This window comes from Williamsia herbipolensis (assembly GCF_036153515.1).
GTDB classification, from domain to species: Bacteria; Actinomycetota; Actinomycetes; order Mycobacteriales; family Mycobacteriaceae; genus Williamsia_A; species Williamsia_A herbipolensis.
The window spans coordinates 1,302,070-1,328,851 of record NZ_CP108021.1 but is presented as its reverse complement, the minus strand read 5'-3'; the positions used below and the strand labels follow the sequence as shown (position 1 = coordinate 1,328,851).

The following is a 26,782-nucleotide window of genomic DNA, read 5'->3' as shown; positions in this document are numbered from 1 at the left end:
GAGGTCGATCGGGGTGCAGCGGTGGGGTCGCAGGGCGATGATCGTGGTGATGGGTGCGGCGCTGACCGCGTCGATGGCGACCGCGTGCGGTGACTCCGACTCGACGGCGTCGGTCACGCTGCTCACCCACGATTCCTTCGCCCTGCCCGACTCGGTGATCGCGGACTTCCGCAAGCAGACCGGCCTGGAGCTGAAGGTGTCGCAGTCGGGCGACGCGGGACAGCTGACCTCGGAGGTGTCGCTGACCCCGGGGCGGCCCAAGGCCGACGCGGTCTACGGCATCGACAACACCTTCGCCTCGCGCGCCATCGAGGCCGGCGCGCTCGAGTCCTATCGCTCCCCGGCGCTGGTCGGCGGCGCGGCGCAGTACGCGCTCAACGGCGACAAGGACGAGCTGACGCCGGTCGACCGCGGCGACGTCTGCGTCAACGTCGACACGGCATGGTTCGCGCAGCGCAACATCCCCGCCCCGACCTCGATCGCCCAGCTCACCGACGCCCGCTACCGCGGTGACACTGTGGTCATGGACCCGGCGACCTCGTCGCCGGGCATGGGCTTCCTGCTCGCCACGATCGCCGCCGACCCGTCGAACTGGCGGGACTACTGGCGCGCCATGCGCGCCAACGACGTCACCGTCGTGTCGGGCTGGGAGATCGGGTACAACCAGCAGTTCTCCGGCGGAGAAGGCAAGGGCCCCAAGCCCATCGTCGTGTCGTACGCCTCGTCGCCCGCGGCGAACCCCGCGACGAAGGCGCTGCTCGACGGATGCTTCCGACAGGTCGAGTACGTGGGCGTGCTCAAGGGTGCGGCCAACACCGACGGGGCGAAGAAGCTGGTCGACTTCATGTTGAGTCCGCAGGTGCAGCAGGCGCTGCCGGACTCGATGTACGTCTATCCCGTCCGCGACGGCGTGACGTTGCCGGAGACGTGGCAGAAGTACGCGCCGTTGCCCACCTCGACGGTGGAGCTGTCGGCGGCCTCGATCGCACGGAACCGCGAGGACTGGCAGAAGCAGTGGCGCACGATCCTGGGGCGTTGAGGTCACGGCCACCGCGAACGCGGTGACCGGCGCGGGACGGCTGCGGCCGGTCCGGCGCCGCCGCGGCGAGACCGGCGACACCGGCCACCGCCGCGTCGTCGCGGTCCTGACCGTGATCCCCCTGGCCTTCATCGGCGTCTTCTTCGTGTGGCCGGTCGGAGCGTTGGTCGTCCGCGCGGTCAGGGTGTCCGACGGTGAGGGTCTGCTCGACCTGGCCCGTCGCACCGACGCCTGGGGTCTGCTCGGGTTCACCCTCGCCCAGGCCGCGGGCTCGACGCTGGTGACCCTCGTGGTCGCGGCGCCGATCATCTGGTTGGTCGCCACCTGCAGCGCGCGCACCTCGACCGTGCTGATGGTCGGGGTGACCATTCCCTTCGTGCTGCCGACGGTGGTGGTGGGCATGGCGTTTCGCGCCATCGTGTCCCCGGGTGGGCCGCTGTCGGGTCTCGGCCTCGACGGCAGCGTCGCCTCGATCGTCGCCGCCCACGCCTTCCTCAACATCGCCGTCGTGGTTCGCGTGGTCGGGTCGGCGTGGCGCACGCAGGATCCTCGCGCCGAACTGGCCGCCCGCACCCTCGGGGCCACCCCGTGGCGCGCCTTCACCACCGTGGTGCTGCCGCGTCTGATCGTCCCGATCCTGTCCGCGTCGGCGCTGGTGTTCCTGTTCTGCTCCACCAGTTTCGGCGTGGTCCTCATCCTCGGCAACGGCCGCTGGCAGACCATCGAGACCGCCGTCTACACCCAGGCGATCGGCTACTTCGACCTCCCCGCGGCGGTGACCCTGTCGCTGCTGCAGATCATCGTGGTGATCGTCGTCGTCGCGATCTCCGGGTGGGTGACGCCGCGGACCGTCGCGGTCGTCGCGCGCGAGGCCACGGCGCGGGTCCGCGGCCGGGCGTCGCGGGCGGTGGCCGCGCTCGTCGCGGTGTGGGCGGTGGTCGTCCTGGTCGGACCGCTGTCGGTGGTGGTGATCCGATCGCTGCGTCCCACCGCCGGAGGGGAGTGGACGCTGTCGGGTTATCGGTCGCTGACCCGCGCGGTCAACGGTCAGACACCCCTGCAGACACTGCAGTACAGCGTCGTCAGTGCACTGTGGGCGATGGTGCTGTCGGTGGTGATCGGCCTGCTCGCGGCGATCGCGCTGCAACGCGCCCGGGGGACGGCGTCCACGGTGGGCTCGGCGCTCGCCCTGGTCCCGCTCGGTGTCAGTGCGGTGACCGTCGGTTTCGGCTATCTCATCGTGCTCGCCTCGCTGCCCGCCGGTGTCGCGTCGTGGCCGGGGTTGATCCCGGCCGTACAGGCACTCATCGCGGTACCGGTGGTGATCCGTGTGATCGCCCCCGCGCTCGCGGCGATCCCGCCTCGGCTGCGCCATGCGGCGGCGACCCTGGGTGCCGGACCGTGGCGGGTGTGGCGCACGGTCGACCTGCCGCTCATCTGGCGTCCGCTGGCGGCGTCGGGGGCGTTCGCCTTCATCATCGCCGTCGGCGAGTTCGGGGCGACCGGATTCCTGGCCCGGCCGGGCACCACCACGCTGCCGGTGCTGATCGGCTCGGCACTCAACCGCCCCGGCGCCGACAATCTGGCGACCGCGATGGCGTGCTCGGTGCTCATGATCGTCGCCACCGCGATCGCCGTGGTCGTGATGGAGTCGTTCCGCACCGTCTCGGGCGGTGACCTGTGACGCTCGAGGTGCGTTCGCTGCGCGTCACCTACGACGACGAGGTGGTCATCGACGACATCGACCTCGACATCGGCACCGCCGATGCGCCGGTGACCGCTCTGCTCGGCCCGTCGGGGTGCGGGAAGTCGACGCTCATCCGGGCGATCGCGGGGATCGAACCGATCGCCGGCGGCACCGTGCGATTCGACGGTGTCGACCTGGCCGCCGTGCCGACCCACCGACGCGACTTCGGCGTGGTCTTCCAGGACGGCCAGCTGCTGCCGGGACGCACGGTCGGACAGAACATCGCCTACGGCCTGCGCGCGCGCCGGTGGTCACGCGCGGCGACCGCGGAACGGGTCGCCGAGTTGCTCGATCTCGTCGGGCTCTCCGGTCTCGCCGACCGCGCGGTCACCGAGTTGTCCGGCGGGCAGGCCCAACGTGTGGCGCTGGCCCGCGCGCTGGCGCCGCGCCCACGGTTGCTGCTGCTCGACGAACCGCTCTCCTCGCTCGACCGCCGGCTGCGTGAGCGGCTCGCCGCCGAGATCGCCGAGATCCTGCGCGTCGCCGGGACCCCGGCGATCCTCGTGACACACGATCACCAGGAGGCCGCCGTCATCGCCGACCGGATCTCGGTCATGTCGGAGGGTCGCATCGTGCAATCCGCTGCGCCCGACACGATCTGGCGTCGACCGGTCGACGAGTGGGTGGCCCGGTTCGTCGGATGCACCACCCTGATCGGCGGGCACCTCGTGCGCGATGCCGACACCGGTTCGACGGCGGTGCAGACCGTGCTCGGAACCGTCGCCCTCGCCGGGCGGCTGTTCGACGGTGGATCCGACGGTGCGGGCGGGGAGGTCGTCGTGGGTCTGCGACCTCGATCGGTGGTGGTGTGCGGCGAGGAGCGCGGGGTGCGCGCGATCGTGCGCAGCGTCGCGGCATTGCCCGAGGAACACCTCCTGTCGGTCGCCCTCGACGACGGGACGATCGTGTCGGCGGTGTCCACACCCGCTCTGTCGGTGGGTGAGACCGTCGGGGTCGCCATCGATCCCGACCGTATCGCGGTGATCGGATGACCCGCACGGTCGTCGCCGGCGCGGTGATCGACGGACCACGGCTGCTCGTCGCGCAGCGCTCCCGACCACCGGAGCTCGCGGGGTTGTGGGAGCTGCCCGGCGGCAAGGTGGAGCCGGGGGAGTCGCCGCAGGAGGCACTGGCCCGCGAGCTTGGCGAGGAACTCGGCATCGAGGTGACCGTCCACGAGACGGTGGGCGGTCGCGTCGAGGTGGCGCCGGGTGTCGACCTGATCGCGATGCGCTGCGTGCTCCGCGACGGGACACCCACGGCGACCGAACATCTCGCCGTCCGGTGGGTCGACGCCGACGGGCTGCGCGCCCTCGCCGACGCCGGGGCGGTGGTCCCCGCCGACACCGCGTGGCTCCCAGACCTCCTCGCGCTCCTCGACGCGCCCGACGCCCAGTAAGGATCAGCGACCATGTCCCTGCCCCCGACACGTGGATTCGATCCCGGCGACGACACCGATCCGTTCGCGAAACCCCCCAGTCGGTCGCCGAACACCGGTGCCTGGATCATCCTGGGAGCGGCGGTGATCCTGCTCGTCATCGTGATCGCCGTGGTGGTGGGGACGGGCGGATCCGACGATCCGGTCGCCGCGCCGCCGGTCACGGTCACCGTCGCGCCGAGCACCACGGTCAGCACCCCGTCGTCGACCCCCTCATCGGCGTCCCCGGACTCGACCACCGACGCGCCACGGTCGACGACCGCGGCGTCCGGCGAGGGCATCATGCCGCAGGTCGTGTGCATGAACCTTCAGGCGGCCCAGGATCTCATCCAGCGCACCGGTGTCTTCTACTCCCGGAGCCGCGACGCGACAGGCGCCGGGCGCGCGCAGATCGTCGACCGCAACTGGATCGTCGTCGCGCAGTCACCGGCGGCCGGTGCGCGCATCGGCGAGGGCGACGCGGTGCTGTCGGTGGTCAAGACCGACGAGCCCAACCCCTGCTAGGAACGGTTGTCGCCGAACAGGTCGGCGTCGGTTCAGCCGACGGGGATCCGCGACAGGTCGGTGCGCATCATCATGACGTTGTAGTCGAGCCATCGCGAGGCGGTGAAGTACAGGTACTGGTCGTTGCCGCCGTTGGAGGGATAGATGTACGGCGCGTAGACCCCGCCGAGCTGTTGGCTGGTGAGCAGGGTGGTCGGTGCGCTGAACGGTCCCTGCGGTGCCGTCGCGGTGCGCATCACGAGGTTGCCGGTGGTCTCGTTGCCGTAGAGCATCACGTAACGCTGGAGACGGTTGTTCCACGCCACCGACAGTTCGCTGACCGGTTCGGTGACAACGGCTTTCGACTTCGTGGTGTCGGGAGACCACGTCTTGGTGGGGTCGCTGTCGCCGGTGTAGTACTGGTACTTGCTCAGATCGAGGATGTTCCCGGGCAGGAATCGGCAGAGGAACGCGGCGCCGAAGCGTCCGTTGGGTGTCCCGTACTGGTAGATGTACGGGTCGTCGTGCCCGCGGAGGTACGCGTTCTGCTGGTACTTGCCGTTGCTGTCGTCGACCTGCTCGACCCCCGGAACGGTGACCGGGAGGTTCAGGCGCACGGTCTGCGGTTGTGTCGCCCACGTCTGACCGTTGTCGCTCGACACCGCGATGGCCGAGGAGTTGGTGACCCACCGCCCCGGTCCGCCCCACTGCCGCACCGACATGTAGTTCATGTACTGCTTGCCGTCGATCGCGATGGCCGCGGTCGGGATGGTGGTCACCTCGACCCCCGCGATCTCGAGTGCGGGGATCGACTCGGTGGCGAACGTGGGTGCGCCCGAACCGACCACGGCGCCCGAGCGGACGTCACCGGGGACGCCGTTGCCGATCGTCACGCCGTCGGCCGGGTTGGTGTCGGTGGTGCGCAGGATCAGGTTGTGGCGCCACTGCTGGCCGGCGGCGTTGCAGTTGCCGAACGTGTCGCCGAAGGCCATGAGGGTCTGACCCGTGCCGTTGTCCCAGGCGATCCCGAGGTCGGTGCCGGAGATGCCGAAGCGCGCCTCGGTGTTGTTCGGGGACTTCGCCCCGGTCACCCATGCGACCGGTGTGGTGTTGCCGCCGTTGACCGTCGGCAGCGGCCCCTGCGAGCTGCTCTTGCCCAACAGCGGGCCGCCGCTGCTGCCGAAGCTGCCGAACGCGTTGCCGATGGCGTTGCCCAGCGGGCTCGATCCGAGCAGTCCGGCGTTGCCGCACGGCGCCGCCGACGCGGTGCCCGCCACCCCGAGGCCGACCAGGGTCGCCGCTGCGGTGCACACGGTGGTCAACAGGACGGCACTGCGGCGCAGGACGGGCATGACGCTCCTCGAGAGGCGGGATCCCCAGGCCACGAGCCGACACCGATGATGGTGCGCGTGTGACTGGTGAGGCGGGTGGGGTTTACCCGCCGACTATCCACGACTTCCGTACGGCAGCGGGAATCCAGGATCGGTTTGCGGCCGAACGGTCATCGGATCGTTACGGCCGTGAGGGTTCGGTCAGGGCACCCGGATGAGCGAGAGATCGGTGCGCATCATCATGACGTTGTAGTCCTGCCACCGCGACGCCGTGAAGTAGAGGTACGAGCTGTCCGGCGACGTCCCGGCGTAGATGTACGGGGCGTACACGCCGCTGAGCTGCCCCGAGGTGAGCAGCGTGGTCGGGCCGCTCCACGGGCCCTGCGGCGTCCGGGAGGTGCGCAGGGTGATCGATCCGCGGTTCTCGTCGCCGGTCAGCATCACGAAGCGTCCGATCCGGGCGTTCCACGCCACCGACAACTCGCCGACCGGCTCGCGCACCACCGAGTTCGACTTCGTCTTGTCGGGCGACCACGGGGTCTTGCGATCGCCGGTGAAGTACTCGTACCTGCCGAGGTCGAGGATGTCCGCGGGACGGAAGCGCGCCAGGAAGGCGGCGCCGAAACGGCCGTTGGGTGTGCCGTACTGGTAGATGAAGCCGTCGCGCCCGTCGACGTAGGCGCTCTGCTGGAACTTGCCGTTGCTGTCGTCGACGACGCGCACCCCCGGCGACGGCGCGGGGAGGTTGGGGCGCACGGTGCTCTGCGCCGTGGTCCACGTCTGCCCGTTGTCGCGCGACACCGCGATCGCCGAGTAGTTGGTCACCCAGCGCCCGGCCGCGCCCCACGACCGCACCGACATGTAGTTCATGAACTGGATGCCGTTGATGGCGATGCCCGCGGTGGGGATGGAGGTGATGGCCACCCCCGGTACGCCGGGCGAGCCGACGGCCTCCGACGCCGTACGCGGCGCGGCCGTCGACACCGATGCGCCCGAGCGGATGTCACCGGGGATACCGGGGCCGATGACGAGCCCGTTGTCGGGATCGGTGTCGGTGGTCCGCATGATCGTGTTGTGGCGCCACTGCTGACCGGGCGCGTTGCAATCGCCGTAGGTGTCGCCGAAGGCCATGAGGGTCTGACCCGAGCCGTTGTCCCACGAGATGCCGAGATCGGTCCCGGAGATCCCGAAGCGGGTGTCGGTGCGGTTGTTCGACAGCGCGCCGGTGACCCATCCGATGGTGCGGCTGGTCCCGGTGCTGATGCGCGGCAACGGTTTCTGGTCGCTCCGGCTGCCCAGCAGCCCGCCGAAACTGCTCCCGAACGCCAGGCTGGAGCCGAAGATCCCCTTGTTGCCGCACGGGGCCGCCGAGGCCGGCGCGGCGACGCCGATCGCCGCCGCGAGTGATGCGGTCAGGCAGGCGGTGGTCATGACAGCGAGAAACGAACGTGGTCGCACGGTGAAACCCTCCCCGAGAACGTCCGGGCGATGTTACCCAGGCGAACGGGCTTCTCGGGGGACTTCGGCCCGAGGTCAGGCCGCGCGTGCCTTCTTCAGGGCTTTCGAGAACTGTTTGTTCGTGAACTCGTCGGCGTCGATCTTGCGCAGACGGTGCAGGACGACGGGGCAGCTGGTGCACCGCATGGACTTGCGGCAGCACTTCTTCTTGGACTTCGCCGTGTGCAGCGTCGTCGGCGTGATCTTCTTCGACACGAGCGTCAGGTTAGCAGAGCCTTACCTTTGCGATGTGGGCGTGAGCGTCATCTCACCCGCGGTACCGATACCCTGGTATGCGGTCGCGCACCAGTCCGGCCTTCTTTGCCATGTCGTGACCCTCGAGTCCACCACCCGAAAGAAATCTCAGTGACTGCTGTTCCGAATTTCCGCAACGTCGCGATCGTGGCCCACGTCGACCACGGCAAGACCACCCTGGTCGACGCGATGCTTCGCCAATCCGGCGTGTTCACCGAGCGTGAGGAAGTGGTCGACCGGGTGATGGACTCCGGTGACCTCGAGCGCGAGAAGGGCATCACCATCCTCGCGAAGAACACCGCGGTGCACCGGGTCCAGCCCGACGGCACCGAGGTGATCATCAACGTCATCGACACCCCCGGCCACGCCGACTTCGGCGGCGAGGTCGAGCGCGGACTGTCCATGGTCGACGGCGTCGTGCTGCTCGTCGACGCCTCCGAGGGCCCCCTGCCGCAGACCCGGTTCGTGCTGCGCAAGGCGCTCGCCGCGTCGCTGCCCGTCATCCTGCTGGTCAACAAGACCGACCGTCCCGACGCCCGCATCGCCGAGGTCGTCGAGGAGAGCCACGACCTGCTGCTCGATCTCGCCTCCGACGTCGACGACGAGGCCGCCGAGGCCGCCGAACTCGCGCTCGACCTGCCGGTGCTCTACGCCTCGGGCCGCGCGGGCATCGCCAGCACCGTCGCACCCGAGAACGGCAACGTGCCCGAGGGCGAGAACCTCGACCCGTTCTTCGACGTGCTGATGAGCTACGTCCCCGCCCCCAAGGGCGACGTGAACGCCCCGCTGCAGGCCCACGTCACCAACCTCGACGCCTCGGCCTTCCTCGGTCGCCTCGCACTCGTCCGCATCCACAACGGCACCCTCACCAAGGGACAGACCGTGTCGTGGATGCGCGAGGTCGACGGCGCGCCGGTCATCGAGCGGTCCAAGATCACCGAACTGCTCGCCACCGTCGGCGTCGAGCGCACCCCGGCCGAGAAGGCCGTCGCCGGCGACATCGTCGCCGTCGCGGGCATGCCCGAGATCATGATCGGCGACACCCTCGCCGATCTCGAGAACCCGGTCGCCCTGCCGCGCATCACCGTCGACGAGCCCGCCATCTCGGTCACCATCGGCACCAACACCTCACCCCTCGTCGGTCGGGTCAAGGGCCACAAGCTGACCTCGCGCATGGTCAAGTCGCGCCTCGACCAGGAACTGGTCGGCAACGTGTCGCTGCGTGTGCTCGACATCGGTCGCCCGGACGCCTGGGAGGTCCAGGGTCGTGGCGAGCTCGCGCTGGCGATCCTCGTCGAGCAGATGCGTCGCGAGGGCTTCGAGCTGACCGTCGGCAAGCCGCAGGTGGTCACCCGCCAGGTCGACGGCAAGCTGCACGAGCCGTTCGAGCACCTCACCGTCGACGTGCCCGAGGAGTACCTGGGCGCGGTCACGCAGCTCCTGGCGGCCCGCAAGGGACGCATGGGGGAGATGACCAACCACGGCAGCGGCTGGGTCCGCATGGAGTTCGTGGTGCCCTCGCGCGGCCTCATCGGCTTCCGCACCGACTTCCTCACCGAGACCCGCGGCACCGGCATCGCCAACGCCGTCTTCGACGGCTACGCACCGTGGGCCGGGGAGATCCGGGCACGCCACACCGGATCGCTCGTCTCCGACCGCTCCGGTTCGGTGACCCCGTTCGCGATGATCCAGCTCGCCGACCGCGGGACGTTCTTCGTCGAGCCCGGCGCCGACGCCTACGAGGGCATGGTGGTGGGCATCAACCCGCGCCAGGAGGACCTCGACATCAACGTCACCCGTGAGAAGAAGCTGACCAACATGCGTCAGTCCTCGGCCGACGTGATGGAGACCCTCGCCAAGCCCATGCAGCTCGATCTCGAGGCGGCCATGGAGTTCTGTGCCGGCGACGAGTGCGTGGAGGTGACGCCGGAGGTCGTGCGCGTCCGCAAGGTGGAGCTCGACGCGACCGCCCGCGGCCGTGAGCGTTCGCGCGCCAAGGCACGCAACCAGAGCGTCAGCTGATCTCGAGGCCGGTGGCGGTGGACGTCGCAGCGATGCGCAGACGCGCGCCCAGGTGGGCGGTGGTGCTCGGTTGCGTCGCGGTGCTCTCGACCGCGGCGTGCACCGCCGACCCGCCCCCGCCGGTCCAACAGTCCGAGACCCCGCCCCCGGCCACCGACGTGCCGCAGGGACAGACCATCTCGGTCGCGACCGACAGCATCGGCGTGGGGCTCAACCCGCACCTGTCGGCCGATCAGAGCCCGGTCACCGCGGCGGTCGCGGCGATGACCCTGCCCAGCGCCTTCATCCCGAGCGCCGGACCCGGCGGCGTGTCGTGGGCGCTCGACACCGCCGTCCTCGACGGCGCCGAGGTCACCTCACAGTCACCGTTCACCGTGACCTACCGCATCGCGCAGGACGCGCAGTGGTCCGACGGCCTCCCGGTCACCGCCGACGACTTCTCGTATCTGTGGCAGCAGATGTCCCGTCAGCCCGGCACCATCGCCCCCGCCGGGTACCGACTCATCGACGACGTCGCCTCGCGTGCCGGCGGCAAGGAGGCGGTGGTGCGCTTCCGCACCCCGTATCCGGCGTGGCGTGAACTGTTCTCGGCGATGCTGCCGTCGCACGTGTTGCGGGGTGTGCCCCAGGGGTTCCAGACCGGGATGGACGTGGGTCTCCCGGTGTCGGCGGGGCGCTACTCGATCACCGTCATCGACACGAGCCGCGACGAGGTCCGTCTCCAACGCAACGACCGCTTCTGGCGGACACCGGCCGTGGTCGATCAGATCGTCCTGCACCGCGTCGGCACCGCGAGCCAGCTCGCCGAGTCGATCCGGTCGACCGACACCCGCGTCGTCGCCCTCGCCGGCGGACCCGCGCTCGCGGGCACCCTGTCCGCGATCCCCGGTGTCGCCACCGGGCGCACCCCGGTCGGCCGTTCGCTGGGCGTCACGGTGAACACGCGCACCCCGTCGATGTCGCTGCCGTCGGTCCGTCAGGCCGTGCTGGGGATCATCGACCCGCAGGTGCTCACCGACGCCAGTGCCGGGGAGTCCACCGTGACCCCCTTCGCGGGAGCGGTCCTCGTACCCACCGACCCCGGCTACGTACCCGTCGATTCCACACGCCCATCTCCCGAGGCGATCTCGTCGCTGCTGTCGTCGGCGGGGTACTTCCCCGTGCCGTCCGCGGTCTCGACGACCCCCACCGGCAGCGGCACCACGACGGGAACGACCACCCCCACCACGACGACCCCGACCACCACCACGACACCCTCGACGACCGACGCCGCGTCGGGACCGTCCCTGCCCAGCGGAGTCGTGCCGCTGCAGCGCGGCGGGTCGACGCTGTCGGTCCGCGTCGGCGTGGTCGCCGGCGACGTGCGCACCCGCGCCGCGGCCGACAGCGTCGCCGACCAGCTCCGGGCGGCGGGCATCGCCACCGAGGTGCGCGCACTGACGTCGGCGGAGCTCTACGGTCCCGCCCTCACCGGTGGCGACGTGGACCTCGTCGTCGGCTGGCGCACCGCGTCGGTGACGCCCGCGACGCGGTTGGCCTCGGCCGTGGAATGCGACCAGACCGACGCCGCACCCGCGTCGGGCACCGCCTCGAGCGGCGCCCCGGCATCGGGCAGCGCGACGCCGTCGTCGGTGCCGACCACCACCACCGGGACCTCGACCGCCGATCAGGGCGGCGGGCGCAACGACAGCGATCAGGTGCGGTTCCCCAGCAACGTGTCGGGGTTGTGCGACCCGACCCTGGTCGGTCTCGCCGCCCGGGCGATGGGATCGGTCGACCCGATCGCCGATCTGCGCACCGCCGCTGCGGTGATCGCCGAGCAGCACGTCTATCTGCCCGTCTACCAGGACTCGATGCTGACCGCGATCGGGCCCGGCGTGCGAGATGTGCCGCTGCAGGGCCCGGTCGGGACGGCCATCTTCGGCGCCACCGGCGGCTGGCGGCTCGCGGACCGATGAGCACCGTGAACCGCGCCGGAGCGCGCCTGCTGGTGGTGCACGCCCACCCCGACGACGAGTCGATCATGACCGGCGGGATCATCGCCCGGTACCTCGACGAGGGCGCCGAGGTCACCGTGGTGACCTGCACGCTCGGTGAGGAGGGCGAGGTCATCGGCGAGCAGTGGGCGATGCTCGCCGCCGACGGCGGCGCCGACCAGCTCGGCGGCTACCGCATCGCCGAACTCACCCGCGCGCTCGCCGCACTGAGCCCCGACGGTGCCGAACCCCTCACCCCGCTGTTCCTCGGTGGCGCCGGCCGCTGGCGCGACTCCGGCATGGCCGGGGCGCCCTCGGCGTCACACCCGCGGGCCTTCGTCGGTGCCCCGATCGCCGAACCGGTCTCGGCGCTGGCCGACGTCATCGTGGAGCGGCGGCCGCAGGTCGTCGTCGGTTACGACCCCGCGGGGACCTACGGCCACCCCGATCACCTCACGGTCCACCGGATCTGCGGAGCCGCGATCGCCGAGGCCCGCGAGCGGGGATGGTCGGTCGCCAAGCACTACTGGTCGGTGACCGAGGCGTCGGCACTCGCGCAAGGTCTCGACGAGGCCGTCGACCGCGTCCCCCCGGGCTGGCGGATGCCGCTGCACGGCGAACTGCCCCGCTACCGCGACGACCAGATCACCACCGCCATCGACGTGAGTACGGTCCTCGACCGCAAGGTCGACGCCCTCGCCGCACACGCCACCCAGGTCACGGTGTCGCCGTCGCGCACCGAATACGCCCTGTCGAACAACATCCTGCAGCCGATCTTCGCCGAGGAGCATCTGATCCTCGTGGACGGCGACCTCGAGCCGACCGGGCCGGGCGGACGCGAGAACGACCTGTTCGGGCCGTCGACGCGAGAGGTGTGAGCGCCGTGGACACCCGGGACCGACTGCTGCTCGGCGCGCTCGCGGTGGACGGGTTCGTCGTCGGCCTGCTGTCGCTGGCGTTCGTCAACTCCTACGTCGGGTCGGTGCCGATGCCGATCACCGCGGTGATCGGCGGTGCGGTCAACGGCCTGCTCATCTGGCTGGCGTCGGGCCTCGACGGTGGATCGCTGCGCTACCTGCCGCTGGCCGGATGGCTGCTGGCCGTGGCGGTCGGGCTCCTCGGCGGCCCCGGCGGCGACGCGCTTCTCTTCGGCGATTGGCGCACGTTGTTGCTGGTCGCGGTGGGTGTCGGGGTCCCCGTCGTGCTGTCCTGGAGTGGCCGACTGCCCGTGGGACGAGGGTGATGGTGGCCTCGACCGCCTCTGTCGACGGCGAATGGCGCATGATCGTCAGGTGACTTCCGAACACCAAGAGTCCACCGCTCTGCCCGCTCCGAGCTTCCCGAACGCCACCGCGACCGCGGTGACGCCCACCGAACCGGCGCCGACCGCCTCGGCCATGCGCCGCGCACTGCGTCGGGTGCGCGACGGTGCGACGGTCAACGCCGACGAGGCCGCGGTGCTCCTCGCCGCGCGCGGCGAGGATCTCGCCGATCTGTGTGCCTCGGCGGCCCGCGTGCGCGACGCCGGTCTGGTGGCCGCCGGGCGCGAACGTCAGGTCACCTACTCGCGCAAGGTGTTCATCCCGCTCACCCGACTGTGTCGCGACCGCTGCCACTACTGCACCTTCGTCACCGTGCCCGGCAAGCTCGCGCGCGACGGGCACGGCCCGTTCCTGGAGATGGACGAGGTCCTCGACATCGCGCGTCGCGGCGCCGAACTCGGTTGCAAAGAAGCGTTGTTCACCCTCGGCGACCGTCCCGAGGACCGCTGGCCGGAGGCGGCACAGTGGCTCGACGAGCGTGGCTACGATTCGACGCTCGACTACGTGCGTGCGGCGTCGATCCGCGTTCTCGAGGAGACCGGGCTCCTGCCCCACCTCAATCCCGGGGTGATGAGCTGGCAGGAGATCTCACGACTCAAGCCCGTTGCACCGTCGATGGGCATGATGCTCGAGACCACCTCGCGGCGACTGTTCACCGACAAGGGTGAGTGCCACTTCGGCAGCCCAGACAAGGATCCCGAGGTCCGTAAGCGGGTACTCGTCGACGCCGGACGTCTGTCGGTGCCGTTCACCACCGGGATCCTCGTCGGCATCGGTGAGACGCGCCTCGAGCGGGCCGAGTCGATCCTCGAGATCCGGTCGACCCACAAGGCCTTCGGTCACATCCAGGAGGTGATCGTCCAGAACTTCCGGGCCAAGTCCGACACCGCCATGCGGTCGGTACCCGATGCCGACATCGACGAGTTCGTCGCCGCGGTGGCCGTCGCCCGCGTCCTGCTCGGTCCGTCGATGCGTATCCAGGCCCCGCCGAACCTCGTCTCCGCCGCCGAGTGCGCAGCGCTGATCGGTGCCGGGGTCGACGACTGGGGCGGCGTGTCGCCGTTGACCCCCGACCACGTGAACCCCGAACGGCCGTGGCCCAACCTCGACGCGCTCGCCGAGATCACCGCGGCCGCGGGGTACCGCCTCACCGAACGTGTTGCGGCGCAACCGCAGTACGTGCTGGCGGGACAACCGTGGATCGATCCGCGCATCACCGGCCACGTGCAGGCGCTGGCCGACCCGGTGACCGGCCTCGCCGCCGACGTGATCCCCGTGGGCCGGCCGTGGCAGGAGCCCGACGAGGACTGGCAGTCGAGTGGACGGGTCGATCTGCACACCGCCATCGACACCGACGGACGTAACACCGAGACCCGCAGCGATCTCGGCAGCGCCTTCGGTGACTGGGACACCGTGCGCGAGCAGGTGCTCGCGCTGTCGGCCGACGCCGCGGGTGCGCCCGCCCGCCTCGATTCCGAGGTCCTCACGGCGCTGCGCCACGCCGAGTCCGACCCGGCGGCGTGCAGCGACGCGGACTACCTGGCGCTCGCCACCGCCGACGGCGACGGCCTCGAAGCGCTTGTGGCACTGGCCGACTCGCTGCGCAAGGAGGTCAACGGCGACGACGTGACCTACGTCGTGAACCGCAACATCAACTTCACCAACATCTGCTATACCGGATGCCGGTTCTGTGCGTTCGCCCAGCGCAAGGGGGACGCCGACGCCTACACACTGGCGGCCGAGGAGGTCGCCGACCGCGCCTGGGAGGCCCATGTGGCCGGGGCGACCGAGGTCTGCATGCAGGGCGGCATCGATCCCGAGTTGCCCGTCACCGGGTACGCCGACCTGGTGCGCGCGGTGAAGGCCCGCGTGCCGTCGATGCACGTGCACGCCTTCTCGCCGATGGAGATCGTCAACGGTGCCTCCCGGGGTGGCCAGAGCATCCGGGAGTGGCTGACGGCGCTGCGTGAGGCCGGCCTCGACACCATCCCCGGCACCGCCGCGGAGATCCTCGACGACGAGGTCCGCTGGGTCCTCACCAAGGGCAAACTGCCCACCGCGGAGTGGATCGAGGTGGTGACCACCGCCCACGAGGTGGGTCTGCGCTCGAGTTCGACGATGATGTACGGCCATGTCGACGCCCCGAAGCACTGGGTGGGTCACCTCAACATCCTTCGCGGGATCCAGGATCGCACAGGCGGTTTCACCGAGTTCGTGCCGCTGCCGTTCGTGCACCAGAGCTCGCCGCTGTACCTCGCGGGCGCATCCCGGCCGGGACCCACGCACCGCGACAACCGCGCGGTGCACGCGCTCGCGCGGGTGATGCTGCACGGTCGGATCCACAACATCCAGACGAGCTGGGTCAAGCTCGGCACCGCCGGTACGCAGGTGATGCTGCAGGGCGGCGCGAACGATCTGGGCGGCACGCTGATGGAGGAGACGATCTCGCGCATGGCCGGTTCGCAGCACGGGTCGGAGAAGACCGTCGCCGAGCTCCGGAAGATCGCCACCGACATCGGGCGCCCCGCCCGCGAACGGACCACCGTGCACGCGCGCCGCGAATCCGCGGCCTGACCACGCGAGGAGACCCATGGCCCCCACATCGCCGCACCCGTCGATCTCCGACCACGACATCGCGCGAGTCCTCTACACCGCGACCGGCGTGATCAACCCGGTGCTCGACGCGGTGGAGCACTGGGACGCCTTCGGCATCAAGCAGATGACGTTCGACCCGCGGCCGGGAGACGACTCCCTGCTGGGTACGGCGACACGCGCCCTGCAGTGGTTCACCGACTCGTCGGGCGTCCCGGGGACGCGGACGTGGGAGAAGTGGAGTGTCGAGCAACGCACCGAGTGGTGGGTCGGCCGGGTGGGACGCCTGAGCACCGCACTGGTCGCCTATCCCGGTGTGTTCGGCGTGCTCGCCGACCGTCTGCCCGTCCAGGATCTGCTCGGCTTCGCCCACCAGGCCTTCATCATCTGCGCGGTCCAGCGGGTGCACGGCGTGCACGACCGTTTCGATCAGACCGATCAGCTCATCGCGGTGCTGTGCGACCGGATCATCGACTCGCGGGTCGTGTTGTCGCAGAAGCCGACCGGCGCCGACGCCCGCGGGGTGGCCCGCGTCGAGAAGGCGGTGCGGGTCGCCGCCGATCCGCACCGTGACCTGACCCCGATGGGTCTGGTGAGGTCGGTCGGGTCGGTGGTCGGCCTGCTGCGTTCGATCACCGACGTCCTCTCGCACCGCCCGTCGCCGAAGCAACCGTGGCGCCTGCTGAGTGCACTGCCCGTCGTCGGCGCGGTCGCGGACTACGTGGGGGAGCAGTCGGCGTTGCGACGCGCGACCGAGGCCGCGGTGGCCAGCCTCCGTGCGCCCGTGCGTGTCTGATCCGATCGCCTCGGCGACACCCTGACCGACGAGGCCTGTCGGCGCCGCACTCGCGTTCTCCCGCGGTCGCGGCCGCCGACGGTCAGACGAGCCGTCTCGTCGCCCGTGCGACCCACGGTCGGATGCGCGGCGGCGCGGTGAGCGCGCCCAGTGCGACGTGGGCGAGCGACCGGTGTCCGGTCTCCGCCGACGCGTCGTCGACGCCTCGGGTGGGCTCGGTGGCGGGGCCGAGGAGGAAGACCGCGGGCCCGCTGCGGGGGCCGCGCTGCGCACCGGTGAAACCCGGTAGTGCGATCCGGGTGTGATAGATCCCGAGGAACAACGACCCCGGGACGAGTGTGCGTACCTCGTCGACGAGATCGAGTGCGCCCGAGACGGATCCGAACGCCCGGTACCGCATCACCAGGGCATCACGCCCGTCGGTCGCCGACGGCTCGATCCGCCACGAGAACCGTTCCGCGCGCACCACCGTGTCCCCGCGTCGCCACAGGTTGTAGCCCTCGCCGATGCCGTCGACGGCGTCGTGACACGGGGCGCTGTATGCCTTGCCGAGCCAGAGCCCACGGCCCCGCCGCACGAAGAAGGCCCGTGTGTCGGCGTCGGTGTCGTGGGGGAACGCGCTCGGGTGTTCGCCGACGATCTCGTCGATCGTCGGTGCGGGCAGATCGGGGTGGAGCGCGAGGAGGTCGGCCGAGGACAGCGTGGCCGCCTGCGCGAGCGATTGCGGCGCCGTGGGCGTCATCGCAGGGCGGCGAGCGCCTCGTGACCGCCGATGACGTCGGTGGCACGGTGCAACCCGAGTTCCTGCAGGGCTGCTGCGGCGAGACTCGAGGTGTAGCCCTGCTGGCACAGGATGATCCAGCGCACGTCGTGGTCCACCGCGGCGTCGATGCGCGCGTCGCTGGCCGGGTCGCAGCGCCACTCGAGCACGTTGCGCTCGATGAGGATCGCGTCGGGGGACTCGCCCTCGACCGCGCGCTGCGCGGCGGGTCGGATGTCGACGAGGATCGCGCCCGCGGCGAGTTCGTCGGCGACCCGCTCGGCGGGCAGACGGTCGATGCGGGAGCGGGCCGCGGCGAGCACGTCGTCGATCGTCGTCACGGGGTGACACCTGTCCTGTGTCGTCTCATCGTGGGTGAGCACTCATTTCTCGGGCACGTCGGTCAGTTCGGTGCGCACCCGGCGCAGCGACTGTTCCGCGGTGACCTCGTAGTAGCTCATCGCGCTGAGCGGCGGCGAATACGCGTGCACGCTCAACGTCGGGTCGGCCGAGGGCGCGGTGCCCGGTGTGCGCATCACATCATGCACCCAGCCCAGGGGAAACGAGGCCTGATCGCCCGCGTCGAGTACGCGATCCCGCAGCCCGCGCCCGGTCCAGCGGGACTCGGTCAACGACCCCGACAGCACCGTCAGCGCGCCGAGCGAGCCGGCGTGGTCGTGGAGTTCGGTGGAGGTGCCCTCGGTCCAGCTGATCAGCCAGATGTCGACGTCGTCGTCGGAGTGCAGCCGGGTCGACCAGCGAGCGACGTCATCCCACTGGTCCGGCAACGCGGTGTCGTGTTTGCCGTCGAGGATGTCGGCGGCGGTCTGGTCGGTCAGTCGCAGCAGGTCAGCCGGGCACAGTCGCGTCGGCAGCACCCTCGTCGGCACCGGCCGACGGGGGAGCGTGCGGGCGGTGAGAGGGGAGGCGGTGAAGGGGGAGATGGTCGTGGTCATCGGGGTTCTCCTCAGGTCGCGGGTCGGGGGCGAGGTGTTCTCAGCCGCGACAGCGTCGGGAGGTGGGGTGATGAAGCACCCATGCACCATCCCGCCGATCCGCCCATCGGGGGAGGGTTACAGGCCCGCTGATTCGAAGGCGGACTCGATGCGACCGGACCGCTCAGAAGAACCGGACAACTCAGACGACGAGGCCGACGATGGTGGCGCTGATGAAACTGACCAGCGTCGCCCCGTAGAGCAGGCGCAGCCCGAACCGGGCGACGTTGATGCCCTGCTTCTCGTCGAGGCTGCGCACGGCGCCGGCGATGATGCCGATCGAGGAGAAGTTCGCGAACGACACGAGGAACGTGGAGACGATCGCGATCGTCCGCGCCGAGAGGTCGTCGTCGCCGGAGGTGAGTTGCAGCATCGCCACGACCTCGTTGGCCACGAGCTTGGTGGCCATGAACTTCCCCGCCGCCACCGACTCGTCCCACGGGATCCCGGTCAGCCAGGCCAACGGCGAGAACGCGTAGCCGAGGACGTCCTGGAACGTGGTGCCGCCGAACAGGCCCGAGAAGATGCCGTTGAGCATCGCGATCAGCGCGATGAACCCGATCAGCATCGCGCCGACGGTGAACGCGACCTTGAACCCGTCGAGGATGTACTCGCCGAGCATCTCGAAGAACGACTGCCGGGGCCGCGTGTCGCGTCCACCGCCGGCGACCAGCGCGTCGACGTCGGAGTCGGGCGCGGGGTCGTAGGGGTTGATCAACGACACCACGATGAACGCGCCGAAGAGGTTCAGCACGATCGCGGTGATGACGAACCGCGCGTCGATGAGCTGGAGGTAGGCGCCCAGGATCGACGCGGACACCGTCGACATCGCCGACGCGGCGAGGGTGTACATCCGGTGCGCCGGGAGCACCGGCAGCAGTTTCTTGACCGAGATGAACACCTCGGACTGGCCGAGCAGGGCCGAGGCGACCGCGTTGAACGACTCCAGCTTTCCCATGCCGTTCACCTTCGACAGCGCGGTGCCGATGACGGTGACCACCAACGGCAGGATCTTCGTGTATTGCAGGATTCCGATCAGCGCCGAGATGAACACGATCGGCATCAGCACGCTGAGCAGGAACGGCGGTGACGTGGAGGGGTTCTTGTCGACATCGGTGAGGTCGCCGAACACGAACGTCGTGCCCTCGGCGGCGTACCCCAGCAGGTGGTCGAAGCCGCTCTCGATCCCGCGGATGACGTCGGTGCCGACACCGGTCTTCAGCAGCGCCAGGCTCAGAGCGACCTCGATGAGGAGCATGACCGCGATGGGCCGGAGCTTGCGCTTCACCTGGGAGCGGTCCGTGCTCGGCAGCCATGCGAGCAGTCCGAACACGAGGAGTCCGACGACCCCGATCACGTAGTGCATGGGGTCATTCTGACCGTTTGCGGTTAGTTGGGCTCAGTAACTCGTGGGCATCGTGTCGGCGCTGCCCTCCGGTCCGTCGCCCCGGATGTGACCGTGGGCCCGTCAGGCGGGATACTGGAGCTCAGGTGTCGTGCGGCGGGTGCCGCGACGCGAGTGCGGAGAGCACCACGTGAGTGAAGGAGTGACCGAGTTGACGTACATCATCGCCGAGCCGTGTGTGGACCTGCTGGATCGGGCCTGCGTCGAGGAGTGCCCGGTGGATTGCATCTACGAGGGTGACCGGATGCTCTACATCCAGCCCGACGAGTGCGTCGACTGCGGTGCCTGCGAACCGGTCTGCCCGGTGGAGGCCATCTTCTACGAGGACGACGTCCCCGACGAGTGGGAGCCGTACGTCAAGGCCAACGTCGACTTCTTCGACGATCTGGGGTCGCCGGGCGGCGCCAGCAAGGTCGGCAAGACCTCGAACGATCCGTCGTTCATCAAGGGTCTGCCACCCATGAACACCGAAGAGTGACCGACAAGACCGCGCGGCGGTCGGTGGCGACGACGCTGCCCGACTTCCCGTGGGACACCCTCACCGAGGCCAAGGCCACCGCGGCAGCGCATCCCGACGGCATCGTCGACCTGTCGGTCGGGACACCTGTCGACGAGATCGCCGACGTCATCCGTCGCGGTCTCGACGACGGCGCCGGGTTCCCCGGCTACCCGACCACCTCGGGTACCTCCGCGCTGCGCGACGCCGCGGCCGCCGCACTGATCCGCCGGTACGGCATCGCCGACGTCGACGCGTCGTCGATCCTGCCGCTCATCGGGACCAAGGAGGCCATCGCCTCGGTCGTGTCGCTCCTCGGCTTCGGCCCCGGCGACGACATCGTGATCCCCGAGGTCGCCTATCCGACCTACGAGGTCGGGGTCCTGCTCGCCGGTGCCCGTCCGGTGCGCTCGGATTCGCTGTTCGCCCTCGGTCCGACGAATCCCGGTGCGGTCTTCATCAACTCGCCGTCGAACCCCACCGGCGCGGTTCTCGGTGTCGATCACCTGCGCAAGGTCGTCGCCTGGGCCCGCGAACGGGGCGCCATCGTCATCTCCGACGAGTGCTATCTCGGTCTCGCGTGGGACGCCGAGGCGGTGTCGATCCTCGATCCGCGCGTCTCCGACGGCGACACCACCGGCCTGCTCGCCGTGCACTCGTTGTCGAAGATCTCCAACCTGGCCGGCTACCGGGCCGGGTTCTTCGCCGGCGACCCCGCGCTCGTCGCCGAGCTGCTCGCGGTGCGCAAGCACGCGGGACTGATCGTCCCGTACCCCGTGCAGACCGCGATGCTGGCGGCACTCACCGACGACGACCACGTCGCCGTGCAACGCGAGCGCTACCTCAACCGTCGTGTCGTGCTGTCGACCGCCGTGCGCCACGCCGGGTTCCGGATCGATCACTCCGAGGCCGGTCTGTACCTGTGGGCCACCCGCGACGAACCCTGCCGCGACACCGTCGCGTGGCTGGCCGAGCGCGGCATCCTCGCCGCGCCGGGGGAGTTCTACGGCCCCGCCGGCACGAAGCACGTGCGCCTGGCGCTCACCGCGACCGACGAGCGGATCGCCGCTGCCGCCGCACGCCTCACCGTCGACTGACACCGGCAGGATCCACCACGCGATCCCATGCGATGTCTCCCGCTCGGCGAGAACAATCGCATCGGATCGGTGATGCTCCCCGGGCCCGGGTCAGTCGTTCGCGTGCAGGGCCGCGTTGAGGGCGATGCCGTCGCCCTTCCACGGCACGACCTCGACCGCGCCGCTGACACTGTTGCGGCGGAACAGCAGGTTGTTCGTGCCCGAGAGGTCGCGTGCCTTCACCGCGGTGCCGTCGGGGCCGGTGACCTTGGTACCCGCGGTGACGTAGAGCCCCGCCTCGATGACGCAGTCGTCGCCGAGCGAGATCCCGCAGCCCGAGTTGGCACCCAGCAGACAACGCTCGCCGAGCGAGATCACTTGTGTGCCACCACCGGACAGCGTGCCCATGATCGACGCGCCGCCACCGACGTCCGAACCGTCACCGACGACGACGCCGGCCGAGATACGGCCCTCGACCATCGAGTTGCCGAGCGTGCCGGCGTTGAAGTTCACGAATCCCTCGTGCATCACCGTCGTGCCGCTCGCGAGGTGCGCACCGAGACGGACGCGGTCGGCGTCGCCGATCCGCACACCCGACGGCACCACGTAGTCGACCATGCGCGGGAACTTGTCGATGCTGTTCACCGCGACCGGCCCACGGGCGCGCAACCGCGCGCGGGTCAGCTCGAAACCCTCGACGGCACATGGGCCGTGGTTGGTCCACACGACGTTGGCGAGCAGCCCGAACTGGCCGTCGAGATTGAGGCCGTGGGGCGCGACGAGGCGATGCGACAGCAGGTGCAGGCGCAGGTAGACATCGTGTGCGTCGGTCGGGGCCTGCGACAGATCGGCGATCGTGGTCGTCACCGCGACGGTCCGCACGCCGCGGGCCTCATCGCTGCCGACGAGGGGACGCAGGTCGGCGGGGATGTCGTCACCGCTGTGCTGCACGGTCCCCGACTCGCCGCCCGCGCCCAGTTCCGGAGCGGGGAACCAGGTGTCGAGCACCTGACCGCTGTCGGTGATGGTGGCGATCCCGGTTCCGGCTGCTGATGTCGCTTCACTCACGGGAGCACACCCTACCGGCGATACTGGGGTGGTGGATCACGCCACCGGCTACCGCGAGCGACGCTCCACGGCGCTGCCCGCGACCGTGTGGAATCGCTGGTGCGAACCGGGCCCGTCGATCGTGCGACCCGATGGCTGCATCGACCTGATCTGGGACGGCTCGCGTGTCCTGGTCGCGGGCCCCGACACCGTCGCGCGGCGGCACGAGACGACCGCGCCGGTGATGTTGACGGCCATCCGGTTCGCGCCCGGCGTCGCGCCGGTGGTGACGGGGCTGCCCGCGGTCGAGCTGCGCGATCGACAGTTGTCGCTGACCGACGTCCTCGGTGCGGACGCATCGCGGTGGGAGGAATCGGTCGCGGGTTCGACGACGCCCGGCGCGATGCTGGAGTCGCTCGCCGCCGAGGCACTGTGCCGCCGCGACGGCGTGCCCGACTGGATCGGTCCGACGGTTGCCGCGATCCGGGCCGGCGACCGCATCGACGACGTCGCCGATCGGCTCGGACTCAGCGCCCGGCAACTGCGCCGCCGATCCGACGACGCCTTCGGCTACGGACCCAAGACGCTGCACCGCATCCTGCGTGTCGAGGACGCGAGTCGCTCACTGCGTGAGGGTTTCTCGTTCACCGACACCGCGCACCGCCACGGATACTCCGACTATTCGCACATGTTCCGCGAGTTCCGAGCGATGGTCGGGTCGACGCCGTCCGACGTCGTCGGCCCGACCCCGCGTCACGCGAGTGTCGCGCAGAGATCGACCGGGTTGCCGTCCGGATCGAGCACCACCGCATACCGCTGACCCCACACGGCGTCGAACGGCGCGAGGTGCCCCCGGTGCCCGTCGTCGACCAGCGATGCGTAGAGAGAATCCACCGACGCGGGGTCCGAGCAGTCGACGGCGAGCGCAGCCCGATGACCGCCCGCGGGCGGTGTCCAGCCCGGGTCGAACGAGGTGATCACCTCGGCCGTGTCGAACATCAACCGGAAGCCGCCGGCGAGGGCGACCTCGGCGTGCGGGGCGTCGTCCTGGTCGTCAGGGACATCGATGCCGACGGCGCGGTAGAACGCGAGGGCCCGGGCCATGTCGGAGACGACGACGGAGAGGCCGATGACGTGTGCGGAGGTGGTCATGCCACGAACGTTAGGACCGCCCGCACCCCGCGGTCATGAACATTTCGGACGTCATCGGCGCGAGCGTGCTCAGTCCTCGCTGACCTGCAGACGGAACCGGTCGCGACCGGTGTGCAGATCCCATAGGTGATCGGCGAGCGCCTCGGGGCTCTTGCGCGGGTCGTCGGCGGAGATCGCACCCCCGATGATCAACTGCGACACATGGATACCCTCGGGCTTCAACTCCTCGTGGAGCAGTTGGGCGTAGGCGGCCTGCCCGGCGAACGCGATGGACGTGCCGGTGACGGCGCGACCGGGCTTGACCGCCGAACCGCCGTTGACGAAGAGGATGGTGCCCGTGTTCTCGCCGAGGAACCGCATACCGGGCAGCACCTGGTGCACCGCAGCGATCGGTCCGTAGATGGAGAACTCGACCGGCCCCACCATGTCGGCCGGGGTCGTCTCGAGCACCGGTCGCATGAAGTCTTTCTGCGGCAGAGGGCTGTACTGCAACACCTCGATCGGCCCGAGCGTCTCGGTCACCTGTTCCAGAGCCGACGCGATCGACGCCGGATCCCGCACGTCGGCGGCGAAACCCCGTGCCGACACACCGTCTTTCGCGAGGGTGTCGGCGAGCGCGTCGACCCTCGACTGGTTGCGTGAGATGAGCCCCACCGAGAACCCCTCGGCACCGAACCTGCGTGCCACTGCCGCCCCGAGTCCTGCTCCTGCACCGATGATCGCGAGAGTCGTCATGCCCGGTGCAACGGGTGGATCGACGGCGACTATTCCCGGCGGCGGCGCCGCAGAGGCCCGGCGGCGACCGATCGTCGTATCCTCGACGGTCATGGGTACCGCCGCGCTGGATCTGACCGCCGATCCGATCGACCTGACCGCGGCGCTGGTCGACATCGCGAGCGAATCGCACCACGAGGCCGCTCTCGCCGACGCCGTCGAACACGCACTGCGCGCGCAGACCACGGGCTTCGAGATCCTCCGCCACGGCGACCGTGTGCTGGCGCGGACCGATCGCGGACTGCCGTCGCGGGTGATCCTCGCCGGCCACCTCGACACCGTCCCGATCGCCGACAACGTCCCGAGCCGCCGCACCGTCGACGACGTCGAGGGCGATGTGTTGCACGGGTGCGGCACGGTCGACATGAAGTCCGGCGACGCGGTGTTCCTGCATCTCGCCGCGACGATGAGCAATGTCGCACATGACCTGACGTTGATCTTCTACGACTGCGAGGAGATCGCCGCGGTCCACAACGGGCTCGGGTTCATCGAACGCGAACTCCCGGACTGGCTCCGGGGTGACGTCGCGATCCTGGGCGAACCGACGGCGGGCCAGATCGAGGCGGGCTGTCAGGGGACACTGCGGGTGCGCCTCACCGCCACCGGGACACGCGCCCACTCGGCGCGATCGTGGATGGGCGACAACGCGATCCACGCGCTGTCTGGGGTGCTGGCGACATTGTCGGCGTATGCGCCCCGTCGCGTCGACATCGACGGATGCGAGTACCGGGAGGGGCTCTCGGCGGTGCGCATCGACGGCGGTGTGGCCGGGAACGTGGTACCCGACCTCGCGTCGGTCGACGTCAACTTCCGCTTCGCCCCCGACCGCACCGTCGACGCCGCGCTCGACCACGTCCGTGAGGTGTTCGCGGCCGAGTTGTCCTCCGGCCGAATCGGTCTCGAACTCACCGACTCCTCACCCGGCGCCCTGCCCGGCCTGTCGCACCCCGCCGCGCAGGCGCTCGTGGCGGCGGCCGGTGGTCGTGTTCGCGCCAAGTACGGCTGGACCGACGTCGCCCGGTTCGCGGCGTTGGGCATCCCCGCGGTCAACCTCGGTCCGGGGGACCCGAACCTCGCGCACCGCCGCGACGAGCGCGTGCCGACCGCGCAGATCACCGAGGTGACCGACATCCTGCGGCGTCACCTGCGCACGCCCACCTGATCTCGTTCCACGCCGGTGTCGGATACCGTCGGCGGCGTGCCAGCCGACGATCACGACCAGCCGCTCTGCTACTCCGGCGCGACCCGCAGACGTCTCGATCCCGAGTCGATGGAGTCGACGACCGACCGTCGGTTGCTCGACACCGGCGACCCCGACCCCGTCGATCCCGACGGGGCGCGTCGCGCGAACCGTCTCGAACACGACCCGTGGCGGGTCCTGCGCATCCAGTCCGAGTTCGTCGCCGGGTTCGACGCGATGTCCGACGTCGCCGCCGCGGTGACGGTGTTCGGGTCGGCGCGCACCACCCCCGACTCGCCGGAGTACGCGCTCGGGGTCGAGCTCGGTGGGGCGCTGGCCGCCGCGGGCTATGCGGTGATCACCGGCGGCGGTCCCGGGGCGATGGAGGCGGCCAATCGTGGTGCGGCGCAGGCCGGTGGCCGGTCGATCGGTCTCGGTATCGAGCTGCCGTTCGAACAGTCGCTCAACGAGTGGGTCGACCTCGGGGTGAACTTCCGGTACTTCTTCGCCCGTAAGACGATGTTCGTCAAATACGCGCAGGCGTTCGTGTGTCTGCCCGGGGGGTTCGGGACGATGGACGAACTGTTCGAGGCACTCACCCTCGTCCAGACGAAGAAGGTGACCCGCTTCCCGATCGTGTTGCTCGGCGCCGACTACTGGCAGGGCCTGCTCGACTGGATCACCGGCACGCTGGTCCCCGCGGGCACGGTGTCGCAGAGCGACGTCGCGCTGCTGCACGTCACCGACAGCGTCGCCGAGACCGTCGAGATCATCACCCGTGCGGGCGCGCATATCGAGGCCTCGACCCGATGACCGCCATCTGTGTCTACTGCGCATCGGGACCGGTCGACGAGCGGTACCTGACGTTGGCGTCGGAGGTGGGTGCGGCGATCGGTGCGCGCGGACACACCCTGGTCTCCGGCGGCGGAAACGTGTCGATGATGGGTGCGGTCGCGCGCGGTACGCGCGAGGCGGGTGGCCGGACCGTCGGGATCATCCCCCGCGCGCTGGTCGACCGTGAGGTCGCCGACACCGACGCCGACGAACTCGTGGTCACCGACACCATGAGACAGCGCAAGCAGCTGATGGACGAACGTGCCGACGCGTTCGTGACGCTGCCCGGCGGCATCGGGACGTTGGAGGAGCTGTTCGAGACCTGGACCGGTGGCTACCTCGGGATGCACGCCAAGCCCGTGGTGGTGCTCGACCCCTTCGGTTTCTACGCCCCGCTGATGTCGTGGTTGACCACGCTGCAGGGCGACGGTTTCGTCTCCGCGCACGCCCTCGAACGCCTGCAGGTCACCGATTCTGTGACCCGCGCCATCGAATGGTGTACCAGCCGGTAACCTCACTTCGACACCAATCGCCTTTGCCCTGGGGAGCTGCACTAGTGAGCACT

The 26,782-nt window shown here is 70.1% G+C and carries 27 protein-coding genes; 17 read left to right on the top strand and 10 right to left on the bottom strand.

Annotation, left to right across the window (positions count from 1 at the left end; all coding sequences use genetic code 11):
• Positions 1-13 precede the first annotated feature (13 nt).
• From OG579_RS06085 to OG579_RS06065, 5 genes are read left to right on the top strand one after another with little or no spacing between them, the layout of a single operon-like run.
• Complete coding sequence (locus tag OG579_RS06085) at positions 14-1,039, top strand: thiamine ABC transporter substrate-binding protein (protein ID WP_328858447.1); 1,026 nt, start codon at positions 14-16, stop codon at positions 1,037-1,039.
• Between the two features lie 22 nt (positions 1,040-1,061).
• Positions 1,062-2,723, top strand: a complete 1,662-nt coding sequence (locus OG579_RS06080) for an ABC transporter permease (RefSeq protein WP_408068754.1) — start codon at positions 1,062-1,064, stop codon at positions 2,721-2,723.
• Positions 2,720-3,778: an ABC transporter ATP-binding protein gene (locus OG579_RS06075; protein ID WP_328858446.1), complete on the top strand. Its 1,059-nt coding sequence runs from the start codon at positions 2,720-2,722 to the stop codon at positions 3,776-3,778. The genes OG579_RS06080 and OG579_RS06075 overlap by 4 nt, the downstream gene beginning before the upstream one ends.
• Positions 3,775-4,185 (top strand): (deoxy)nucleoside triphosphate pyrophosphohydrolase, encoded by a 411-nt coding sequence (locus OG579_RS06070; RefSeq protein ID WP_328858445.1) that lies wholly within the window; start codon positions 3,775-3,777, stop codon positions 4,183-4,185. Before OG579_RS06075 ends, OG579_RS06070 begins: the two co-directional genes overlap by 4 nt.
• A gap of 12 nt (positions 4,186-4,197) precedes the next feature.
• Positions 4,198-4,728 (top strand): PASTA domain-containing protein, encoded by a 531-nt coding sequence (locus OG579_RS06065; protein WP_328858444.1) that lies wholly within the window; start codon positions 4,198-4,200, stop codon positions 4,726-4,728.
• Between the two features lie 32 nt (positions 4,729-4,760).
• Here OG579_RS06065 and OG579_RS06060 read toward each other — a convergent pair whose 3' ends face one another.
• The 3 genes from OG579_RS06060 to OG579_RS06050 form a co-directional block, all read right to left on the bottom strand.
• Entirely contained in the window at positions 4,761-6,059 is a 1,299-nt protein-coding gene (locus OG579_RS06060; RefSeq protein ID WP_045823472.1) for a DUF4185 domain-containing protein, read from the bottom strand.
• Between the two features lie 180 nt (positions 6,060-6,239).
• Positions 6,240-7,469 (bottom strand): DUF4185 domain-containing protein, encoded by a 1,230-nt coding sequence (locus OG579_RS06055; protein WP_328858443.1) that lies wholly within the window; start codon positions 7,467-7,469, stop codon positions 6,240-6,242.
• Between the two features lie 102 nt (positions 7,470-7,571).
• Positions 7,572-7,751, bottom strand: coding sequence for a hypothetical protein (locus tag OG579_RS06050; RefSeq protein ID WP_055790494.1), 180 nt, complete (start codon positions 7,749-7,751; stop codon positions 7,572-7,574).
• Between the two features lie 150 nt (positions 7,752-7,901).
• Here OG579_RS06050 and typA point away from each other — a divergent pair, with 150 nt between their 5' ends.
• Genes typA through OG579_RS06020 form a run of 6 tightly spaced genes read left to right on the top strand, consistent with a single transcriptional unit; the run spans position 7,902 to position 16,498 of the window.
• Positions 7,902-9,812 carry a translational GTPase TypA gene (typA, locus tag OG579_RS06045; RefSeq protein WP_045823470.1) on the top strand — a complete coding sequence of 637 codons (1,911 nt, stop codon included), beginning with the start codon at positions 7,902-7,904 and terminating at the stop codon, positions 9,810-9,812.
• A 32-nt stretch (positions 9,813-9,844) separates the two neighbouring features.
• The gene (locus OG579_RS06040; RefSeq protein ID WP_328858442.1) at positions 9,845-11,770 is read left to right on the top strand and encodes an ABC transporter family substrate-binding protein; all 1,926 of its coding nucleotides are present in this window, start codon (positions 9,845-9,847) and stop codon (positions 11,768-11,770) included.
• Positions 11,767-12,666 (top strand): N-acetyl-1-D-myo-inositol-2-amino-2-deoxy-alpha-D-glucopyranoside deacetylase, encoded by a 900-nt coding sequence (mshB, locus tag OG579_RS06035; RefSeq protein ID WP_328858441.1) that lies wholly within the window; start codon positions 11,767-11,769, stop codon positions 12,664-12,666. Before OG579_RS06040 ends, mshB begins: the two co-directional genes overlap by 4 nt.
• A gap of 5 nt (positions 12,667-12,671) precedes the next feature.
• Complete coding sequence (locus OG579_RS06030) at positions 12,672-13,031, top strand: facilitated glucose transporter (protein ID WP_328858440.1); 360 nt, start codon at positions 12,672-12,674, stop codon at positions 13,029-13,031.
• 31 nt (positions 13,032-13,062) lie between these two features.
• On the top strand, positions 13,063-15,684 hold the full coding sequence (locus OG579_RS06025; protein ID WP_328858439.1) for a bifunctional FO biosynthesis protein CofGH: 2,622 nt from the start codon (positions 13,063-13,065) through the stop codon (positions 15,682-15,684).
• A gap of 16 nt (positions 15,685-15,700) precedes the next feature.
• Complete coding sequence (locus OG579_RS06020; RefSeq protein ID WP_328858438.1) at positions 15,701-16,498, top strand: hypothetical protein; 798 nt, start codon at positions 15,701-15,703, stop codon at positions 16,496-16,498.
• An 82-nt stretch (positions 16,499-16,580) separates the two neighbouring features.
• Here the strand turns inward: OG579_RS06020 and OG579_RS06015 are convergent, their stop codons facing one another.
• From OG579_RS06015 to OG579_RS06000, 4 genes are all read right to left on the bottom strand, one after another.
• Complete coding sequence (locus tag OG579_RS06015; RefSeq protein WP_328858437.1) at positions 16,581-17,240, bottom strand: hypothetical protein; 660 nt, start codon at positions 17,238-17,240, stop codon at positions 16,581-16,583.
• On the bottom strand, positions 17,237-17,599 hold the full coding sequence (locus OG579_RS06010) for a rhodanese-like domain-containing protein (protein ID WP_045823466.1): 363 nt from the start codon (positions 17,597-17,599) through the stop codon (positions 17,237-17,239). The genes OG579_RS06015 and OG579_RS06010 overlap by 4 nt, the downstream gene beginning before the upstream one ends.
• A gap of 42 nt (positions 17,600-17,641) precedes the next feature.
• The gene (locus OG579_RS06005; protein ID WP_082080281.1) at positions 17,642-18,214 is read right to left on the bottom strand and encodes a cysteine dioxygenase; all 573 of its coding nucleotides are present in this window, start codon (positions 18,212-18,214) and stop codon (positions 17,642-17,644) included.
• 181 nt (positions 18,215-18,395) lie between these two features.
• Positions 18,396-19,619 carry a NupC/NupG family nucleoside CNT transporter gene (locus OG579_RS06000; protein ID WP_328858436.1) on the bottom strand — a complete coding sequence of 408 codons (1,224 nt, stop codon included), beginning with the start codon at positions 19,617-19,619 and terminating at the stop codon, positions 18,396-18,398.
• Between the two features lie 190 nt (positions 19,620-19,809).
• Here OG579_RS06000 and fdxA point away from each other — a divergent pair, with 190 nt between their 5' ends.
• A complete protein-coding gene (gene fdxA / locus OG579_RS05995; RefSeq protein WP_045823463.1) occupies positions 19,810-20,136 on the top strand; it encodes a ferredoxin in 327 nt (108 codons plus the stop codon).
• Complete coding sequence (gene dapC / locus OG579_RS05990) at positions 20,133-21,251, top strand: succinyldiaminopimelate transaminase (protein ID WP_328858435.1); 1,119 nt, start codon at positions 20,133-20,135, stop codon at positions 21,249-21,251. The genes fdxA and dapC overlap by 4 nt, the downstream gene beginning before the upstream one ends.
• 90 nt (positions 21,252-21,341) lie before the next feature.
• Here dapC and dapD read toward each other — a convergent pair whose 3' ends face one another.
• On the bottom strand, positions 21,342-22,298 hold the full coding sequence (gene dapD, locus OG579_RS05985; RefSeq protein WP_328858434.1) for a 2,3,4,5-tetrahydropyridine-2,6-dicarboxylate N-succinyltransferase: 957 nt from the start codon (positions 22,296-22,298) through the stop codon (positions 21,342-21,344).
• Positions 22,299-22,329: 31 nt separating this feature from the next.
• Here dapD and OG579_RS05980 point away from each other — a divergent pair, with 31 nt between their 5' ends.
• Entirely contained in the window at positions 22,330-23,097 is a 768-nt protein-coding gene (locus OG579_RS05980) for a helix-turn-helix transcriptional regulator (protein WP_328858433.1), read from the top strand.
• On the opposite strand, the gene OG579_RS05975 is transcribed toward OG579_RS05980, so the two are convergent.
• Both OG579_RS05975 and OG579_RS05970 read right to left on the bottom strand, forming a co-directional pair.
• A complete protein-coding gene (locus tag OG579_RS05975) occupies positions 23,031-23,429 on the bottom strand; it encodes a VOC family protein (protein WP_328858432.1) in 399 nt (132 codons plus the stop codon). The genes OG579_RS05980 and OG579_RS05975 overlap by 67 nt on opposite strands.
• A 69-nt stretch (positions 23,430-23,498) precedes the next feature.
• On the bottom strand, positions 23,499-24,257 hold the full coding sequence (locus tag OG579_RS05970) for an SDR family NAD(P)-dependent oxidoreductase (RefSeq protein ID WP_328858431.1): 759 nt from the start codon (positions 24,255-24,257) through the stop codon (positions 23,499-23,501).
• Here OG579_RS05970 and dapE point away from each other — a divergent pair.
• From dapE to OG579_RS05955, 3 genes are all read left to right on the top strand, one after another.
• The gene (gene dapE / locus OG579_RS05965; protein WP_328858430.1) at positions 24,256-25,365 is read left to right on the top strand and encodes a succinyl-diaminopimelate desuccinylase; all 1,110 of its coding nucleotides are present in this window, start codon (positions 24,256-24,258) and stop codon (positions 25,363-25,365) included. The two genes, OG579_RS05970 and dapE, sit on opposite strands and share 2 nt — an antisense overlap.
• 108 nt (positions 25,366-25,473) lie before the next feature.
• Positions 25,474-26,196: an LOG family protein gene (locus tag OG579_RS05960; RefSeq protein ID WP_082080283.1), complete on the top strand. Its 723-nt coding sequence runs from the start codon at positions 25,474-25,476 to the stop codon at positions 26,194-26,196.
• Complete coding sequence (locus tag OG579_RS05955) at positions 26,193-26,729, top strand: LOG family protein (RefSeq protein ID WP_328858429.1); 537 nt, start codon at positions 26,193-26,195, stop codon at positions 26,727-26,729. The genes OG579_RS05960 and OG579_RS05955 overlap by 4 nt, the downstream gene beginning before the upstream one ends.
• Positions 26,730-26,782 lie beyond the last annotated feature (53 nt).

Excerpts from the sequence above, each read along its gene's own strand:
- mshB (WP_328858441.1), top strand. The coding sequence starts at position 11,767 with ATGAGCACCGTGAACCGCGCCGGAGCGCGCCTGCTGGTGGTGCACGCC.
- OG579_RS06025 (WP_328858439.1), top strand. The coding sequence starts at position 13,063 with ATGGCGCATGATCGTCAGGTGACTTCCGAACACCAAGAGTCCACCGCT.
- dapE (WP_328858430.1), top strand. The coding sequence starts at position 24,256 with ATGGGTACCGCCGCGCTGGATCTGACCGCCGATCCGATCGACCTGACC.
- OG579_RS05960 (WP_082080283.1), top strand. The coding sequence starts at position 25,474 with ATGGAGTCGACGACCGACCGTCGGTTGCTCGACACCGGCGACCCCGAC.
- OG579_RS06020 (WP_328858438.1), top strand. The coding sequence starts at position 15,701 with ATGGCCCCCACATCGCCGCACCCGTCGATCTCCGACCACGACATCGCG.
- OG579_RS06005 (WP_082080281.1), bottom strand. The coding sequence starts at position 18,214 with ATGACCACGACCATCTCCCCCTTCACCGCCTCCCCTCTCACCGCCCGC.
- OG579_RS05970 (WP_328858431.1), bottom strand. The coding sequence starts at position 24,257 with ATGACCGTCGAGGATACGACGATCGGTCGCCGCCGGGCCTCTGCGGCG.
- OG579_RS06040 (WP_328858442.1), top strand. The coding sequence starts at position 9,845 with ATGCGCAGACGCGCGCCCAGGTGGGCGGTGGTGCTCGGTTGCGTCGCG.
- OG579_RS05975 (WP_328858432.1), bottom strand. The coding sequence starts at position 23,429 with ATGACCACCTCCGCACACGTCATCGGCCTCTCCGTCGTCGTCTCCGAC.
- OG579_RS06060 (WP_045823472.1), bottom strand. The coding sequence starts at position 6,059 with ATGCCCGTCCTGCGCCGCAGTGCCGTCCTGTTGACCACCGTGTGCACC.
- OG579_RS06065 (WP_328858444.1), top strand. The coding sequence starts at position 4,198 with ATGTCCCTGCCCCCGACACGTGGATTCGATCCCGGCGACGACACCGAT.
- OG579_RS06000 (WP_328858436.1), bottom strand. The coding sequence starts at position 19,619 with ATGCACTACGTGATCGGGGTCGTCGGACTCCTCGTGTTCGGACTGCTC.
- OG579_RS06015 (WP_328858437.1), bottom strand. The coding sequence starts at position 17,240 with ATGACGCCCACGGCGCCGCAATCGCTCGCGCAGGCGGCCACGCTGTCC.
- OG579_RS06070 (WP_328858445.1), top strand. The coding sequence starts at position 3,775 with ATGACCCGCACGGTCGTCGCCGGCGCGGTGATCGACGGACCACGGCTG.
- OG579_RS05955 (WP_328858429.1), top strand. The coding sequence starts at position 26,193 with ATGACCGCCATCTGTGTCTACTGCGCATCGGGACCGGTCGACGAGCGG.
- OG579_RS06055 (WP_328858443.1), bottom strand. The coding sequence starts at position 7,469 with ATGACCACCGCCTGCCTGACCGCATCACTCGCGGCGGCGATCGGCGTC.